Source organism: Stappia sp. ICDLI1TA098, assembly GCF_054880955.1.
Window position 1 is genome coordinate 1,439,466 of sequence record NZ_JBTZBT010000001.1, and the last position, 16,146, is coordinate 1,455,611.

Here is a 16,146-nt window from a genome sequence, read left to right on the forward strand (position 1 = left end):
CTTATCGTGCTTGCCGACAAAACGAGCGACACTTCCTCAGATGGCGACCGTGGCCGCAAGGGCCTGCGGGTTCGCCATATCGGGCTCGTGCTCGTCATCGTTTCCCTGATCTCGATCACGCTCACGTTCTTCGTTCTGACCGGGCTGACACCGATCTCGCCCGACGGGCCGGTCGCCCAGGTGGCGATGGTCACCAACGGCGTTCTGGTGACGATCCTGCTGGTGCTGATCGGGCTGGAATTCCATTCGCTGTTGCAGGCGCGACGGCGGGGCAGGGCGGCGGCGCGACTGCATGTGCGCATTGTCACCCTGTTCAGCGTGGTGGCCGCGGTTCCGGCGATCCTTGTCGCGATTCTCGCCACCATCACCCTCGACAGGGGCCTCGATCGCTGGTTCGAGGACCGTACGCGGCTCATCATCGACAACGCCCTGACCGTGGCGCAGGCCTATCTGCAGGAACACGCAAGGGTGCTGCGCGGCGACCTCATCGCCATGTCGAGCGACATCGACCGGGCGAAGTCGATCTATGATTTCGAGCCGACGCGCTTCGACAGTTTCTTCCAGACCCAGACGAATCTGCGGGCGCTGCTGGCTGCGTTCCTGATGTCTTCCGACGGGACGGTGATCACCCGTGTGGTGTCGAACCCGGATGTGGATGTCCTGCTGCCACCGGAGGAGGCGTTCGCGCAGGCGAAGGCCGGCGAACCGGTGCTGATCGCGCCCGGCGTCTCCAATCTGGTCGGCGGGGTGATGAAGCTTTCCGCCTATGACGACATGTATCTCTATGTCACCCGCGCGATGGACAAGCGGGTGGTCGACTACATGCGCCTGGCCGAGGACGGAGCGGACCAGTACAACCGCATGGAGCAAAGCCGGTTCGGCGTGCAGGTGGCCTTCGCGCTCGTCTATACGGGCGTGACGCTGGTGCTGCTGCTGTCGTCGATCTGGATCGGCTTCGGCTTCGCCAACATGCTGGTCTCGCCGATCCGCCGCCTCATCGGCGCCGCCGACCAGGTGTCGAAGGGCAATCTCTATGTGCAGGTCGAAACGGACAAGTCGGCCGGCGACCTGGCCAACCTCGGATCGACCTTCAATAACATGACGGCGCAGTTGCGCGGCCAGCGCGACGCGCTGCTGGCGGCCAACGACCAGATCGACCGTCGCCGGCGCTTCACCGAGGCCGTGCTGTCCGGCGTCACGGCCGGCGTCATCGGCATCGACGACACCGGGCGGATCACCCTCGTCAACCGTGAGGCGCTGGCGTTGCTCGACATGAGCGAGAGCGCGCTTCTCGACGAACCGCTGTCGCAGGTGATCCCGGAGCTGGCGGAGGTTGTCGACGAGGCGCTGTCGCGCGCCGACAACCGCATGAGCGAGCGGCAGGTGTCGCTGCACCGTCACGGGCGGGAGCGTTCGGTCAACGTGCGCGTGACCAGCGAGCAGTCGACCCGCAGCGAGCACGGCTTCGTCGTCACCCTCGACGACATCACCGACCTCGTCACCGCGCAGCGCACCAGCGCCTGGGCCGATGTCGCCCGGCGCATCGCCCACGAGATCAAGAACCCGCTGACCCCGATTCAGCTCTCGGCCGAGCGGATCCGCCGCCGGTACGGCAAGAACATCTCCGAGGACCGGACCGTTTTCGATCAGTGCATCGACACGATCATTCGCCAGGTGGGCGATATCGGGCGTATGGTCGACGAGTTCTCGTCCTTCGCGCGGATGCCCAAGCCGACCATGTCGGACAGCGACCTGCGGACGACGGTGCGCGAGGCGGCATTCCTGCAGAGCGTGGCGAACCCGGACATCTCGATCCGCACGGAACTGCCCGAGGATGCGGTCAGGATGTCCTTCGACCAGCGGCTTGTCGGGCAGGCGCTCACCAATGTGATCAAGAATGCCACCGAATCCGTCGCCGCCCTGCCGCCCGAAGAAGCGGCTGGCGGGGCGATCTGCGTGACGCTGTTGACCGGTGAGGGAAACGTCGTGATCGAGGTGGTGGACAATGGCATCGGCCTGCCGATGGAAAACCGGCAGCGGCTGCTCGAGCCCTACATGACGACGCGCGAGAAGGGCACGGGGCTCGGCCTCGCCATCGTCAAGAAGATCATGGAAGAACACGGCGGCGGCATCGAGCTTCTCGATGCGCCGTCGACGGGGACGGATGACGAAACGCGCGGCGGTAGGGGCGCCATGGTCCGCTTGACCATGGCGACCACGAGCAGAACCGCCGCCACGGAGGAGGGCGACACGCCCCATCCAACGGGAACGGTTGCGACAGATGGCGTATGATATTCTGATTGTCGACGACGAAACGGACATTCGCGATCTGATCGCGGGCATCCTGGATGACGAGGGCTTCGACACCCGCACCGCCGGAGACAGCGATGCCGCCCTTGCCGCGATCCAGGAGCGGCGTCCCTCGCTCGTCGTGCTCGACATCTGGCTCCAGGGCAGCAAGCTCGACGGCCTCGGCCTTCTCGATGTGATCAAGGAGCATGACCCGGACCTTCCGGTCGTCATCATCTCCGGCCATGGCAACATCGAGACGGCGGTTTCCGCCATCAAGCGCGGCGCCTACGACTACATCGAGAAGCCGTTCAAGGCGGACCGGCTGGTGCTGATCACCGAAAGGGCGCTGGAGGCGAGCGCGCTGAAGCGCGAGATCAAGCAGCTCAAGCAGCGCAGCGGCGACGCACCGGAGCTCCTGGGCGAAAGCAGCGCCCTCAACCAGCTCCGCAACGTCATCGACCGGGTCGCGCCGACGAACAGCCGCGTGCTGATCACCGGCCCCTCCGGCTCGGGCAAGGAGCTGACCGCGCGCTCGATCCACGCCATGTCGCAGCGCGCCCGCAATCCCTTCGTCGTCATCAACGCCGCCACCATCACGCCGGAGCGGATGGAGGAGGAGCTCTTCGGCATCGAGGATCAGGACGGACGCATCCGCAAGCTCGGCGCGATGGAGGAGGCCCACGGCGGCACGCTCTACATCGACGAGGTCGCCGACATGCCCTCCGAGACGCAGGGCAAGATCCTGCGGGTGCTGGTCGACCAGACCTTCACGCGGGTGGGCGGGGCCGGCAAGGTCAACGTCGACATCCGCATCCTGTCGTCGAGCGCGCGCAATCTCGAGCAGGAAATCTCCGAGCACCGGTTCCGCGAGGATCTGTTCCACCGGCTTGGCGTGGTGCCGCTGCAGGTGCCGCCGCTCGCCGAAAGGCGCGACGATATCCCGCTGCTCGTGCAGGCGTTCATGGAGCAGATCTCGCTTGCCTCCGGCCTGCCGATGCGCAAGATCGGCGAGGATGCGATGGCGGTGCTGCAGGCCCATGACTGGCCGGGCAACGTGCGTCAGCTTCGCAACAACGTGGAGCGACTGATGATTCTCACCCGCGGCGACCCGGAGGCGGTGATTACCGCGGACCTGCTGCCTGGAGAGATCGGCGCGGATGCGCCGAGCCTGCCGACCAACGGCGGCGGCGAGCACCTGATGGCGCTGCCGCTTCGCGATGCGCGCGAGCTGTTCGAGCGCGACTATCTTCAGGCGCAGATCAAGCGCTTCGGCGGAAACGTGTCGCGCACCGCCGAGTTTGTCGGCATGGAGCGTTCCGCGCTGCACCGCAAGCTCAAGTCGCTGGGACTATCCTGACCGCGCGCGAGGCAGTAACCGGCCGGCGCGGCGTCGAACGAGGACGAGGCATTTCATGAGAGTGGTGATCTGCGGGGCCGGACAGGTCGGCTACGGCATTGCCGAGAAGCTGGCCGCCGAGCAGAACGACGTTTCCGTGATCGATTCCTCGCCGAGGCTGATCAACGCGATCCGCGACACGCTCGACGTGCGCGGTTTCGTCGGGCACGGCGCGCACCCCGACGTGCTTGCCCAGGCCGGCGCCGATCAGGCTGACATGCTGATCGCCGTCACGCTTTACGACGAGGTCAATATGGTCGCCTGCCAGGTGGCCCATTCGCTGTTCAACGTGCCGACGAAGGTCGCGCGTGTGCGGGCGCAGAGCTATCTGAAGCCGCATTGGAGCGACCTGTTCTCGCGCGATCACATGCCGATCGATGTGATCATCTCGCCCGAGATCGAGGTCGGCGAGATGGTGCTGCGCCGTCTCGCGCTGCCGGGCGCGGTGGAGACGGTGCGCTTCGCCGACGACCAGGTGGTCGTGGTCGGCGTGATGTGCCGCGAGGACTGCCCGGTGGTGAACACGCCGCTGCGCCAGCTTACGGAACTCTTCCCCGATCTCGGCGCCGTCGTCACCGGCGTCTTCCGCGGCAACCACCTGTTCGTGCCGAAGAGCTCGGACTCGCTGATGGTCAACGACCTCGTCTATGTGGTGGCGCGACGCGAGCGGGTGCGCCGGACGCTGGCGATCTTCGGCCACGAGGAGCCCGAGGCCAACCGCGTCGTCATCGCGGGCGGCGGCAACATCGGCCACTATGTGGCGCGGATGCTGGAGGAGCGGCAGTCGACGGCCAAGGTCAAGATCATCGAGCACTCGCGCGAGCGCGCCCTCGGCATCGCGGATTCGCTCAAGCGCTCGGTCATCCTGCACGGCAGCGCCCTCGACCAGACGATCCTGCTCGAGGCCGATATCCAGGACGCCGACACGCTGATTGCGGTGACCAACGAGGACGAGGTCAACATCCTGTCCTGCGTCATGGCCAAGAAGCTCGGCTGCAAGCGCAACCTGTCGCTGATCAACAACCCGAGCTATCCCGCCTTCACCCATGCGCTCGGCATCGACGCCTTCGTCAATCCGCGCCAGGTGACCATCTCCAAGATCCTGCAGCACGTCCGCCGCGGCCGCATCCGGGGCGTTCACGCGCTGCAGAACGGAGCGGCCGAGGTGATCGAGGCGGAGGCGCTCGAAACCTCGCCGCTGGTCGGCAAGCCGCTGCGCGACATCGAGCTTCCCGACGGGATCCGCGTCGGTGCCATCTTCCGGGACGGAACCGTCATCACCCCGAACGGCAGCACCATCATTCGCGCCCACGACAGGTGCGTGCTGTTTGCCATCGCCGAGCGGGTGCGGCAGGTTGAGCAGATGTTCCGCGTCAGCCTCGAGTTCTTCTGATCCGATCCCGCCTTCCGCGCGGGATCTCTTCCCAGCTACCTCTCCCGGCGTCGCAAGGCGCCCTCGACCGGAAATCCGGAGTGTGAAAATGAGCCGAATTGCCTATGTGAACGGTCGCTATGTGCGCCATGCGGATGCCGCCATCCACATCGAGGACCGGGGATATCAGTTCGCCGACGGCGTCTACGAGGTCTGCGAGATCTGGGACGGACTGGTGATCGATTCGCGTCGCCATCTGGACCGTCTCGAACGCTCGCTGAGCGAGCTGTCCATCCGCATGCCGATGTCGCGCAAGGCGCTGGAAATGGTCATGCACGAGGTGATTCGAAAGAACGGCGTGCACAATGGCATCGTCTATCTTCAGGTGACGCGCGGTGTTGCCCGCCGTGATCACGTCTTCCCGGGCCCCGACGTTGCGCCGGCGCTCGTCATCACCTCGCGCCCGGTGCGCGCGGAAGCCGGGGACAAGGCCGCCGAGGCGGGCGTCGCGGTCATCACCGTGCCGGAGAACCGCTGGGAGCGCGTCGATATCAAGACCGTCGGCCTGCTGCCCAACGTTCTCGCCAAGCAGAAGGCGAAGGAGGCGGGCGCCAAGGAAGCCTGGTTCGTCGACAGCGACGGTCTTGTGACCGAAGGCGGCTCGACCAACGCCTGGATCGTGACCAAGGACAATTGCCTTGTCACCCGTCCGGCGACGCCTGGCATTCTCAAGGGAATCACGCGGCAGGTCGTGCTCGACATGATCGAGCGCAAGGGGCTGAAGCTCGAGGAGCGGGCCTTCTCGGTGGAAGAAGCGAAGGCGGCGAAGGAAGCCTTCATCACCGCAGCGACGACGCTGGTCATGCCGGTCGTGCGCATTGACGGTGCGTCCGTTGGCAATGGCCATCCGGGCGAGATCTCGCGCGAGCTCAGGGCGGCGTTCCACGAGACGAGCGAGGCGGAGCCGGTCTGAAACCTTTGCGGGTGCAGTGCAAAGAATCGGGCAGAAATGCAGCCCTGAATGCGCTAGAATTGCAACGTGCGCCCGCGAACGTTCGTCGCGCTCTTGACGATGGGGCTCGCGTCGGAGACCGTCGTTTCAACGGACTGCGCGACGACGGTGTGCGTGCACCAAATAAAGACAAAGCGATAGCAGGATAAAATAAAACATGGCTGACCGCGCTCAGAACCTTCAGGATACATTTCTCAATCATGTCCGCAAACAGAAGACGCCGCTGACCATTTTCCTGATCAACGGTGTGAAGCTGCAGGGCGTGGTGACCTGGTTTGACAACTTTTGTGTGTTGCTGCGCCGCGATGGGCACTCGCAGCTCGTCTACAAGCATGCGATTTCCACCGTGATGCCGAATGCGCCGGTGCAGCTGTTCGATCCTGCCGACGAGGCGGGCGAGAAGGCGGCGGACTGATTGGCCACACAGGATTCAGGTAGAAAGAACCGGCGCGCCGGCCCGCGACCCGACGAAAAGCCCGACGATCCGTTCGAGGGGGCGTCGGGAGCTGCTGGAGCGCGGACGGCCGTTGTCGTGCCTGTTCTGTCCGGGCGCTACCGCACGGAAACGGCGGGCGACCAGGCCGGGCGCAGCAACGAGGCGCGTCTCGAGGAAGCGGTCGGGCTCGCGGCCGCGATCAATCTTGATGTCATCTCCTCCGGCCTCGTCACGGTTGCCAATCCGAAGCCCGGCACGCTGCTCGGCTCGGGCAAGGTCGAGGAACTCGGCGCGATTGTGAAGGCCGAGGAGATTGAGCTTGTCATCGTCGATCATCCGCTGACCCCGATCCAGCAGAGAAACCTGGAAAAGGCCCTTCATTGCAAGGTGCTGGACCGGACGGGTCTCATCCTGGAGATCTTCGGCGAACGGGCGAGCACGGCAGAAGGCCGGCTGCAGGTGGAGCTTGCCCATCTCAAGTGGCAGAAGAGCCGGCTGGTGCGGTCATGGACCCACCTTGAGCGCCAGCGTGGCGGTCTCGGCTTTGTCGGCGGTCCGGGCGAAACCCAGATCGAGGCCGACCGGCGGCTCATTCAGGATCGCATCAACAAGCTGGAGAAGGACCTCGAGCAGGTCACCCGCACCCGCGAACTGCACCGGCAGAAGCGCAAGAAAGTGCCCCAGCCGATCGTCGCGCTGGTGGGCTACACCAACGCCGGCAAGTCGACGCTGTTCAACCTGCTGACCCGCTCCGACGTTTTCGCGAAGAACCTGCTGTTCGCGACGCTCGATCCGACCCTGCGGCGGGTCGAACTGCCCCACGGCGGCGAGATCATCCTGTCCGACACGGTGGGGTTCATCTCCGATCTTCCCACCCATCTGATCGCCGCCTTCCGGGCGACGCTGGAGGAAGTGACGGAAGCAAACCTGATCCTGCATGTGCGCGACATCGCCCATGAGGACACGGAGGCGCAGGCCGCCGACGTTGCCGCGACGCTCGACATCCTCGGGCTCGACGAGGACCGCGACGCGCGCGTCATCGAGGTGTGGAACAAGGTCGACCTGCTGGCGGAGGATCACCGTACGACGCTGCTCGCCGCCAATGCGAGCGGGGAGGGGCCGGTCGCCGTCTCGGCGTACACGGGCGCCGGCATGGAGACGTTGCTCACGCGCATCGAGACCGTGCTGTCCGCCGGAAGCCTCGTCTACGAGGTGCTGCTTCCCTCGCAGGACGGCGAGCGCATCGCCTGGCTCTACCGCCATGCGGATGTGATGGAGCGACGCGAGGAAGACGAGAACACGCGCATAGACGTGCGCGTCGGCGAACGCCACCGCGGCCAGTTCATCGAGCGCTACAAGGACGTCATCGTCCCCTGACGAAAGGCGCGGCGGCGCTGAAGCCGGCCGAGGGCGTCAGTCCTCGGCCGGCCTTTCCGTTTTCTTCGCCGCCTGCCAGGCTTCCTCCATCTCGTCGAGTGTCAACGCCTCAAGCTCGCGGTTCTGCCGCTTCGCCTCCGCCTCGATGGCGCCGAAGCGACGGCGGAACTTCCTGTTGGTGCGCTTCAGCGCCTCTTCCGGGTCGATATCGAGGTGGCGGGAGAGGTTGGCAAGCGCGAAGATGAGATCGCCGATCTCGCCGGCGATCCTGTCCTTGTCTGGCGTTTGCGCGTGAACCTCGGCCGCAAGCTCGTCCGTTTCCTCGCGGATCTTGTCGAGGACCGGCCCCGGCGCGCCCCAGTCGAAGCCGACACGGGAGGCGCGGCGCTGCAGTTTTTCCGCTTCCGTGAGGGCGGGAAAGAGCGGCGGCACGTCATCGAGATAGGCCGTCGGGCGCTCGCTGATGCCGGCCCTTGCCCGTGCGTCCGCCTTGTCGCGCTTTTCCTGCTGCTTGATCTTCTCCCACATGCCCTTGGCCATGCCGGCACCTCGGGCCTCGGCGTCACCGAAGACATGGGGGTGGCGGCGGATCATCTTGGCGGTGATCGCCTCGACCACATCAGGGAAAGCGAAGGCTTGCTCTTCCTCGGCCATGCGGGCGTGATAGACGACCTGGAGCAGCAGATCGCCGAGCTCTTCCTTCAGGTCGACCCGGTCGCCGCGCTGGATGGCGTCCGCGACCTCATAGGCCTCCTCGATCGTATAGGGGGCGATCGTCTCGAAATCCTGCTCCAGGTCCCAGGGACAGCCGGAGCCGGGGGTCCTCAGGGCTGCCATGATCTCGATGAGGCGGCGGATATCGCGGGATGGGGTCACGGGAGAGCCTCGATGTGTCGGGCGGGGGGGGAAGGTGCCTTCTGATAGCATCGCATGCCGGGTGGACCAAGGACGGCGGAGGCGGGGGTCTTGCAGTGCCCTTGCCATAGGCGCTATCGGAGGGGGGAACGCAAGACGAGTGGGACAATGGACACGCGGCGACAGGACGACATCGAGGTAAAGCCGGGATACGTCATTCCGGCACAGGACTTTTCCGAGACCTTCGTCCGCGCCTCCGGCCCCGGCGGGCAGAACGTCAACAAGGTCGCGACCGCCGTGCAGCTTCGCTTCCACCTCGAGCGCAACACCAGCCTTCCCGAGGACGTGAAGGCGCGGCTCGCCCGGCTTGCCGGCAGCCGGCTGACGCTTTCCGGCGACATCCTCATCCAGGCCGACCGCTTCCGCACCCAGGAGCGCAACCGCGAGGACGCGCTGGAGCGTCTGGTGGCGCTCGTGCGGCGCGCCTTCGAGCGCCCCAAGCCGCGCAAGCCGACCCGCCCCACCCGCGCCTCCAAGGAGCGGCGGATCACCGCGAAGAAGCAGCGCGGCGCGGTCAAGCGGTTGCGCGGGCGCGACTTCGACTAGGAACGGTTGCGCCCGGCAATTGCCCGGCCGCCGTCACCCCCCTTTATTTCTTCGCCGCTTGGTATATTTTGGTGTCGAAAATAAATGCGATCCCCGGATGCGCCGGGGGCGGGAGGAGACGTGTTTCTAGGGCTCGATATCGGCACGTCCGGCGTCAAGGGCGTGCTCATGAACGACGCCGGACAGGGCATCGCCAGCGCCACCAGCGCGCTGGACGTCAGCCGTCCGCATCCCGGCTGGTCGGAGCAGGATCCGCTCGACTGGTGGTCGGCCGTCTGCGACACCGTCGACAGGCTCAAGGCATCCCATCCGAAGGAACTGGCCGCTGTCGACGGCATCGGCCTCAGCGGCCAGATGCACGGCGCGACACTGCTTGACGATGCCGGCAAGGTTCTGCGACCGGCGATCCTGTGGAACGATGGCCGTGCCTTCGAAGAGTGCCGGACACTCGAGGCGCGCGCCGATGTACATGCCATCGCCGGCAATCTGGCGATGCCGGGCTTCACCGCGCCCAAGCTCGAATGGGTTCGCCGCCACGAGCCGGATATCTTTGCCGCGACGCGGCTGGTTCTCCTGCCCAAGGACTATGTGCGGCTGCGCCTCTCCGGAGAGGCGGTTTCCGAAATGTCGGATGCGGCGGGAACGCTGTGGCTCGACGTGGCCCGGCGCGACTGGTCGGACGCCTTGCTGGCCGCGACCGGGCTGACGCGCGCGCAGATGCCACGCCTTGTCGAGGGTACGGAGGTTTCCGCGCGGCTGCTGCCGGAGCTTTGCGCGCGCTGGGGCATGTCGAAGGCGCCGGTGATCGCCGGTGGTGCGGGCGACAATGCGGCGAGCGCCTGCGGCATCGGCGCGGTGCGGCCGGGCGATGCCTTCCTGTCGCTGGGGACCTCGGGCGTGCTTTTCGTCTCGACCGACCGGTTCCGGCCGAACACGGCCGGCGCGGTCCATGCCTTTTGCCACGCGCTTCCCGGCGTCTGGCACCAGATGGGCGTGATCCTGTCGGCGGCCGACAGCCTCAACTGGCTTTCGGAAATCACCGGCGCGGATGTGCCGACACTGGAAGCCGAGGCCGGCAGGGTGCTGGCGGCGCACGCCGGGCCGTCGCCGGTCACCTTCCTGCCGTATCTTTCCGGCGAGCGCACGCCGCACAACGACGCTGGCGCGCGCGGCAGCTTCACCGGCATTGCCCGGGCGAACGGGCGCGGCGACCTGGCGCTGGCGGTGCTGGAGGGCGTCGCCTTTGCCTTTCGCGACTGCCTCGACGCTCTGGCGGCCGCCGGCACCAGCGTCAACCGGGCGACCGCAGTCGGCGGCGGCGCGCGCTCCGACCTTTGGCTCGGCATTCTCGCAGACGTGCTTGCGACCCCGATCGACGTGCCCGCGCAGGGCGACTATGGCGCGGCCTTCGGGGCGGCGCGGCTCGGCCGAGCCGCGGCATCCGGCACGTCCGACTTCTCCCTGTTCGAGCGCCCGCCAATGGCGCGCGCAATCGAGCCCGACCCGGCGCGCGCTGCAGCCTATGCCGATGCGCTTGCCCGCTACCGAGCCCTCTATCCGGCTCTGAAGGAGGTCCAGTCATGACCGCGTTTTTCGATGGAATCCCGCATGTTCGCTACGAGGGCCCGCAGAGCGACAACGACTATGCCTATCGCTGGTACGATCCCGAGCGGATGGTGCTCGGCAAGCGCATGGAGGAGCACCTGCGCTTTGCCGTGTGCTACTGGCATTCGTTCTGCTGGCCGGGCGGAGATCCGTTTGGCGGACCGACCTTCGAGCGCGCCTGGTTCGGCGATGGAATGGCGGCGGCGAAGCTGAAGGCCGACGTCGCCTTCGAGATGTTCGACCGGCTCGGCGTTCCCTTTTTCTGCTTCCATGACCGGGACGCGGCGCCGGAGGGTTCAAGCCTTGCCGAGAGCAACCGCAACCTGCGCGAGATCGCCGAGGTCTTCGCCAGGAAGATGGAAACGTCGAGGACGCAGCTTCTGTGGGGTACGGCCAATCTCTTCTCCCACCGCCGCTACATGGCTGGCGCTGCGACCAATCCGGATCCGGATATCTTCGCCTATGCGGCCGGGCAGGTGAAGACGGCGCTTGATGTGACGCGCGAACTCGGCGGACAGAACTACGTGCTGTGGGGCGGGCGCGAAGGCTATGAAACGCTGCTCAACACCGATGTGAAACGCGAGCTCGACCAGCTCGGTCGCTTCCTCAATCTTGTCGTCGAGTACAAGCACAAGACCGGCTTCCAGGGCGCCATCCTGATCGAGCCGAAGCCGCAGGAGCCGACCAAGCACCAGTACGACTATGACGTCGCCAGCGTCTACGGCTTCCTCAAGGCCTACGGGCTGGAGAAGGAGGTGAAGGTCAACATCGAGGTGGGCCACGCGGTGCTCGCCGGCCATTCCTTCGAGCATGAGGTGGCACTGGCCAACGCGCTCGGCATCTTCGGATCGGTCGACATGAACCGGAACGACTATCAGTCCGGCTGGGACACCGACCAGTTCCCGATGAACGTTCAGGAAGTGGCCCTGGCGCTCTACCACATCCTCCAGGGCGGTGGCTTCACCACCGGCGGCATGAATTTCGACGCCAAGCTGCGCCGCCAGTCGCTCGATGCCTCCGACCTGATCCTCGCCCATGTCGGCGGCATGGACACCTGCGCCCGCGGCCTGCTGTCGGCGGCCGAGATGATCGAGAAGGGAGATCTTTCCACCCCGCTTGCCGAGCGCTATGCGGGCTGGGAGGGGGGCGAGGCGAAGGCGATGCTCGCCGGCGAACGCTCGCTTGCCGACATCGCGGCGCGTGTCGAGCGCGAGGGACTGGATCCACAGCCGGTCTCGGGACGGCAGGAGGTTCTGGAGAACCGACTCAACCGCCGCTTCTGAAATCTCATACAAGTATCTGTATCAAAAAAGAAAACCCCGCCGGGAGATATCCCGGCGGGGTTTTCGTTTGGAACCGCTTGCGGGGCACCAGCCCCGCGTTAGGTCTCAGCGGCCGTTGAGGCCGAGGCGGGCGGCGTTGGACGCACCAGGCTCACCGACGCGGAACGCTGCGAAGCGGGCACGGCTGGCGTCATTTCCGGCAATGCCGAGATCGGACAGCGTGCGCGGGTCGGAGTCCGCGACATGCAGCGAGGTAAAACGGGAGGCGACACCGAGGGTGTTGCCGAGGACCTTCGTCAGATAGGACATGACGCTCTCCTGGTGCGACAGTGTTTCAAGGGAGTAGGGAAACCCCTGCGGTTTCCCTGGCTCATGAGCGGGATATGGTCGTATTCGGTTCATCAGGCAATCGAAAAGAACTTATGCTATGAGTCAATAAATTTGATCAATTGAGCGAAGGCTGAAACGGATGGATCTTGTTCCCGGCAAAGGAACGCCGCTGATCGAGACGGACCTCTACAGGACCTTCCTCGTCATCGCCGAAACGGGAAGCTTTTCAAAGGCTTCCGAGGCGATAGGGCGAACGCCCTCGGCGGTGTCGATGCAGATCAAGAAACTCGAGGGATTGCTGGGGGTCGCCGTCTTCGCAAGAGAGGGGCGCGGCATACGCATGACTCCGGAAGGCGAGGCGCTGATGGGATACGCGCGGCGCATCCTGATGTTGAACGAGGAAGCGGTGGCACTGTTCCGCTCTCCGGAGATCGAGGGCGAGGTGCGCTTCGGCGCGCCGTCCGACTTCGGCACGCGCTTCCTGCCCAACATCCTGACGCGCTTCGCCCGCTCGCATCCGGGTGTGAATGTCGACGTTCATCTCGACGGCAGCCCGCAGCTTCTTCAAAAGCTCCGCGATCGCCAGCTCGACCTGATCCTCTACACCGCGCGTCCCGACAGCGATCTCGCGCGGGGGGGCGAGATCGTGTACACCGAACCGCTCGCCTGGGCAGGGCTGGAGAATGGCGTTGCCTATTCGCGCGACCCGCTGCCGCTGGCGCTGTCCGTCTCCGGCTGTCCCTGGCGCAAGGCCGCCCGGCTGGCCCTCGACAAGGCCGAGCATCCTTACCGCATCGCCTATCAGAGCTTCCACAGTGCCGGGCAGGAGGCGGCCCTTCTCGCGGACCTCGCCGTCGCGCCGTTCCCGGTCAGCGTCATCGGCGCCCCGTTGCAGCGCCTTGACGACCGGCATGGGTTGCCGGAGATCGGCAACTACCATCTCATTCTCAAGGAAGCGGGCAACGCGGGCAAGGCAACGGATGCGTTCGCCAGCCATGTGGTCGCCTGCTTCGACGAGCTGAAGGCGAGCGCCATGAATTGAAGTGAGATATATCACTTCAATTCAATGAGATAATCAACTTTCATGATTCGTCAAATGAACGCCTTCACGCTCACATCCGCATGCGGTTGGCGGTCGGGTCGAAGAGGGGTTCGGCAATCACCGTCGCCGGGCGCAGCTCTCCGATGATCTCGACATGAAAGGCGCCGCTGGCGAGGTCCCCGGCCAGGTCCTTCGGCACGTATCCCTGTGCGAGCGAAGCTCCGACATGGTGGCCGTAGCCGCCCGAGGTGACCCAGCCGACGACCTTGCCATCGTGCCAGATCGGCTCGTCGCCGATCACATCGGCGTCTTCCGTCTCGACCGTCATGCAGATGCGGCGAAGCCTGCCGCCGCCGTCCTTTTCCGCGCGCGCCGCCTCCCGGCCGATGAAGTCGCCCTTCTTCAGCGAGACGAAACGCCCGAGGCCAGCCTCGTACGGCCCGTAGATCGGACGGAACTCGCGGAACCAGGTGCCGAAGTTCTTCTCCAGCCGCAGCGACAGCAGGGCGCGCATCCCGAAGTCCCGCAGCCCCAGATCCGCGCCGGCGTCCTTCAGCGCGTCATAGACGCGACGTTCGTATTCAGGGGCCATCCAGATCTCGTAGCCGAGATCGCCGGTGTAGCTGATGCGGCTCACATGGCAGGGGGCGGCGGCGACATCCATCGCCCGGCTGGCCATGAAGGGGAAGGCGGCATTCGAGACGTCCTCGCCCACGACCCGCGACAGCAGCGCGCGCGCGTTCGGCCCGGCGATGGAAAGCCCGACCCAGCCAAGGCCGATCGGGCGGATGATGACGGAGCCGTCCGCCGGCAGATGCCTTTCGAACCAGCGCATGTGATAGATCTCGGCCTGGCTCGAGCCCCACATCAGGAAACGCCGGCCGCTCACGCGAGCAATTGTGAAATCGCCGATGATCCGGCCGTCCTCGTTGAGCATCGGCGTCAACGCCATGCGGCCTTCCGCGGGAAGGCGGTTCGCCATCATCCTATCGAGAAAGGCCTCCGCGCCCGCGCCCGAGATCTCGTACTTGGCGAAATTGGCGATTTCGGTGATGCCTACGGCTTCGCGCACGGCCCGGCATTCGGCGCCGACATGGGCGAAGTCGTTGGAGCGGCGAAAGGAAACGACGTCCTTCGCCTCAACGCCTTCGGGGGCGAACCACAATGGCGTTTCCAGCGCCCAGCTGTCGCCCATGACAGCACCTTGCGCCTTCAGGCGGTCGTGGAGCGGGGTTGTCTGGTGGGGGCGGGCGGCCGGCAGCTCCTCGTTGGGATAGCGGATGCGGAAGCGGCGGGAGTAGTTCTCGCGAACCTTGGCGTTGGTGTAGGCAAGCGTCGCCCAGGGGCCGTAGCGGGCCACATCCATGCCCCAGACATCGAAGCCCGGATCGCCGTCGACCATCCAGTTGGAGAGCGCAAGACCGACCCCGCCGCCCTGGCTGAAGCCGGCCATGACCGCGCAGGCGCACCAGAAGTTGGTGAGGCCGCGCACCGGGCCGACGAGCGGATTGCCATCGGGCGCGAAGGTGAAGGGCCCGTTGATGAACTGCTTGATGCCGGTGTGCTTCAGCGCAGGGAAATGCTCGAAGCCGATCTCCAGCGAGGGGGCGATGCGCTCCAGATCCGGCTCGAGCAGTTCCTGTCCGAAGGTCCAGGGGGTCTGGCGCGGGCTCCACGGCGTTGCCGCGCGCTCATAGGTGCCGAGCAGCATGCCGCCGCGCTCCTGGCGGGTGTAGATCTCGCCGGAAAAGTCGATGGCGTGCACCATCTCCTTGCCGCTTGCGGCGACGATCTCGGCAATCTCCGGCATGTCCTCGGTCAACAGGTAGTGGTGCTCCATGGCCAGCACCGGAAGCTCGAGCCCGACCATGCGCCCGACCTCGCGCGCCCACAGGCCGCCGGCGTTGACGACGTGTTCGGCCAGCACGGTGCCTTGCTCCGTCACGACCTCCCATGTGCCGTCCGGGCGCTGGTTGAGCTCGGTGACGCGGTTGCGCAGCGAGATCTCGGCTCCACCGATGCGCGCGGCCTTGGCATAGGCATGGGTGGTGCCGGAGGGATCGAGATGGCCCTCGATCGGATCCCACATGGCGCCGACGAAATGGCGCTCGTCGATGAGCGGCAGGATCTCCTTGGCCTCGCGCGCGGAGATGATCTCGGTCTCCATGCCGAGGTAGCGCCCGCGCGCATGGGCCATCTTCAGCCAATCGAGCCGCTCGGGCGTGTCGGCAAGCTGCAGGCCGCCGGTCAGATGGAGCCCGCACGACTGGCCCGACAGCTCCTCGATCTCCTTGTAGAGCGAGACCGTGTAGGCCTGCAGGCGGGCGACGTTGGGGTCGCCGTTCAGCGTGTGGAAGCCTCCCGCGGCATGCCATGTCGAACCGGAGGTGAGTTCCGAACGCTCGATCAACAGCACGTCGTTCCAGCCGCGCTTCGTCAGGTGGTAGAGCACGCTGCACCCGACGACACCGCCGCCGATGACGACCACGCGGGCATGGCTTTTCATGTTGCTACCTCTTCGGATTGGCGTGAGCGGAGGC

Annotated in this window: 13 protein-coding genes; 10 read left to right on the forward strand and 3 right to left on the reverse strand. The window is 65.8% G+C overall.

Features of this window, described 5'->3' with window-relative positions:
• Window positions 1–3 precede the first annotated feature (3 nt).
• The 6 genes from ACSLUQ_RS06480 (at window position 4) to hflX (ending at window position 7,885) form a co-directional block, all read left to right on the forward strand.
• Window positions 4–2,292, forward strand: a complete 2,289-nt coding sequence (locus ACSLUQ_RS06480; protein WP_417773364.1) for a sensor histidine kinase NtrY-like — start codon at window positions 4–6, stop codon at window positions 2,290–2,292.
• Window positions 2,282–3,649 (forward strand): nitrogen assimilation response regulator NtrX, encoded by a 1,368-nt coding sequence (gene ntrX / locus ACSLUQ_RS06485; protein WP_417773272.1) that lies wholly within the window; start codon window positions 2,282–2,284, stop codon window positions 3,647–3,649. The genes ACSLUQ_RS06480 and ntrX overlap by 11 nt, the downstream gene beginning before the upstream one ends.
• A gap of 55 nt (window positions 3,650–3,704) precedes the next feature.
• The gene (gene trkA / locus ACSLUQ_RS06490) at window positions 3,705–5,081 is read left to right on the forward strand and encodes a Trk system potassium transporter TrkA (protein WP_461808011.1); all 1,377 of its coding nucleotides are present in this window, start codon (window positions 3,705–3,707) and stop codon (window positions 5,079–5,081) included.
• Between the two features lie 88 nt (window positions 5,082–5,169).
• The gene (locus tag ACSLUQ_RS06495; RefSeq protein WP_417773274.1) at window positions 5,170–6,033 is read left to right on the forward strand and encodes a D-amino-acid transaminase; all 864 of its coding nucleotides are present in this window, start codon (window positions 5,170–5,172) and stop codon (window positions 6,031–6,033) included.
• A 196-nt stretch (window positions 6,034–6,229) separates the two neighbouring features.
• Complete coding sequence (gene hfq / locus ACSLUQ_RS06500; RefSeq protein ID WP_306027403.1) at window positions 6,230–6,487, forward strand: RNA chaperone Hfq; 258 nt, start codon at window positions 6,230–6,232, stop codon at window positions 6,485–6,487.
• A gap of 117 nt (window positions 6,488–6,604) precedes the next feature.
• Entirely contained in the window at window positions 6,605–7,885 is a 1,281-nt protein-coding gene (hflX, locus tag ACSLUQ_RS06505) for a GTPase HflX (RefSeq protein WP_417773275.1), read from the forward strand.
• A 36-nt stretch (window positions 7,886–7,921) separates the two neighbouring features.
• Here the strand turns inward: hflX and mazG are convergent, their stop codons facing one another.
• Complete coding sequence (mazG, locus tag ACSLUQ_RS06510; protein ID WP_461808012.1) at window positions 7,922–8,761, reverse strand: nucleoside triphosphate pyrophosphohydrolase; 840 nt, start codon at window positions 8,759–8,761, stop codon at window positions 7,922–7,924.
• Window positions 8,762–8,908: 147 nt separating this feature from the next.
• Between mazG and arfB the strand changes: the two genes are divergently transcribed.
• From arfB to xylA, 3 genes are all read left to right on the forward strand, one after another.
• Entirely contained in the window at window positions 8,909–9,346 is a 438-nt protein-coding gene (gene arfB, locus ACSLUQ_RS06515; protein ID WP_417773277.1) for an alternative ribosome rescue aminoacyl-tRNA hydrolase ArfB, read from the forward strand.
• Between the two features lie 120 nt (window positions 9,347–9,466).
• Window positions 9,467–10,930 carry a xylulokinase gene (gene xylB / locus ACSLUQ_RS06520; protein WP_461808013.1) on the forward strand — a complete coding sequence of 488 codons (1,464 nt, stop codon included), beginning with the start codon at window positions 9,467–9,469 and terminating at the stop codon, window positions 10,928–10,930.
• Window positions 10,927–12,234, forward strand: a complete 1,308-nt coding sequence (gene xylA, locus ACSLUQ_RS06525) for a xylose isomerase (RefSeq protein ID WP_461808014.1) — start codon at window positions 10,927–10,929, stop codon at window positions 12,232–12,234. The genes xylB and xylA overlap by 4 nt, the downstream gene beginning before the upstream one ends.
• A 105-nt stretch (window positions 12,235–12,339) precedes the next feature.
• Here xylA and ACSLUQ_RS06530 read toward each other — a convergent pair whose 3' ends face one another.
• Window positions 12,340–12,543 carry a hypothetical protein gene (locus ACSLUQ_RS06530; protein ID WP_417773280.1) on the reverse strand — a complete coding sequence of 68 codons (204 nt, stop codon included), beginning with the start codon at window positions 12,541–12,543 and terminating at the stop codon, window positions 12,340–12,342.
• 160 nt (window positions 12,544–12,703) lie between these two features.
• Between ACSLUQ_RS06530 and ACSLUQ_RS06535 the strand changes: the two genes are divergently transcribed.
• Window positions 12,704–13,606, forward strand: a complete 903-nt coding sequence (locus tag ACSLUQ_RS06535; protein ID WP_417773281.1) for a LysR family transcriptional regulator — start codon at window positions 12,704–12,706, stop codon at window positions 13,604–13,606.
• Between the two features lie 70 nt (window positions 13,607–13,676).
• On the opposite strand, the gene ACSLUQ_RS06540 is transcribed toward ACSLUQ_RS06535, so the two are convergent.
• Window positions 13,677–16,112, reverse strand: coding sequence for a GcvT family protein (locus ACSLUQ_RS06540; RefSeq protein WP_461808015.1), 2,436 nt, complete (start codon window positions 16,110–16,112; stop codon window positions 13,677–13,679).
• Window positions 16,113–16,146: the final 34 nt, after the last annotated feature.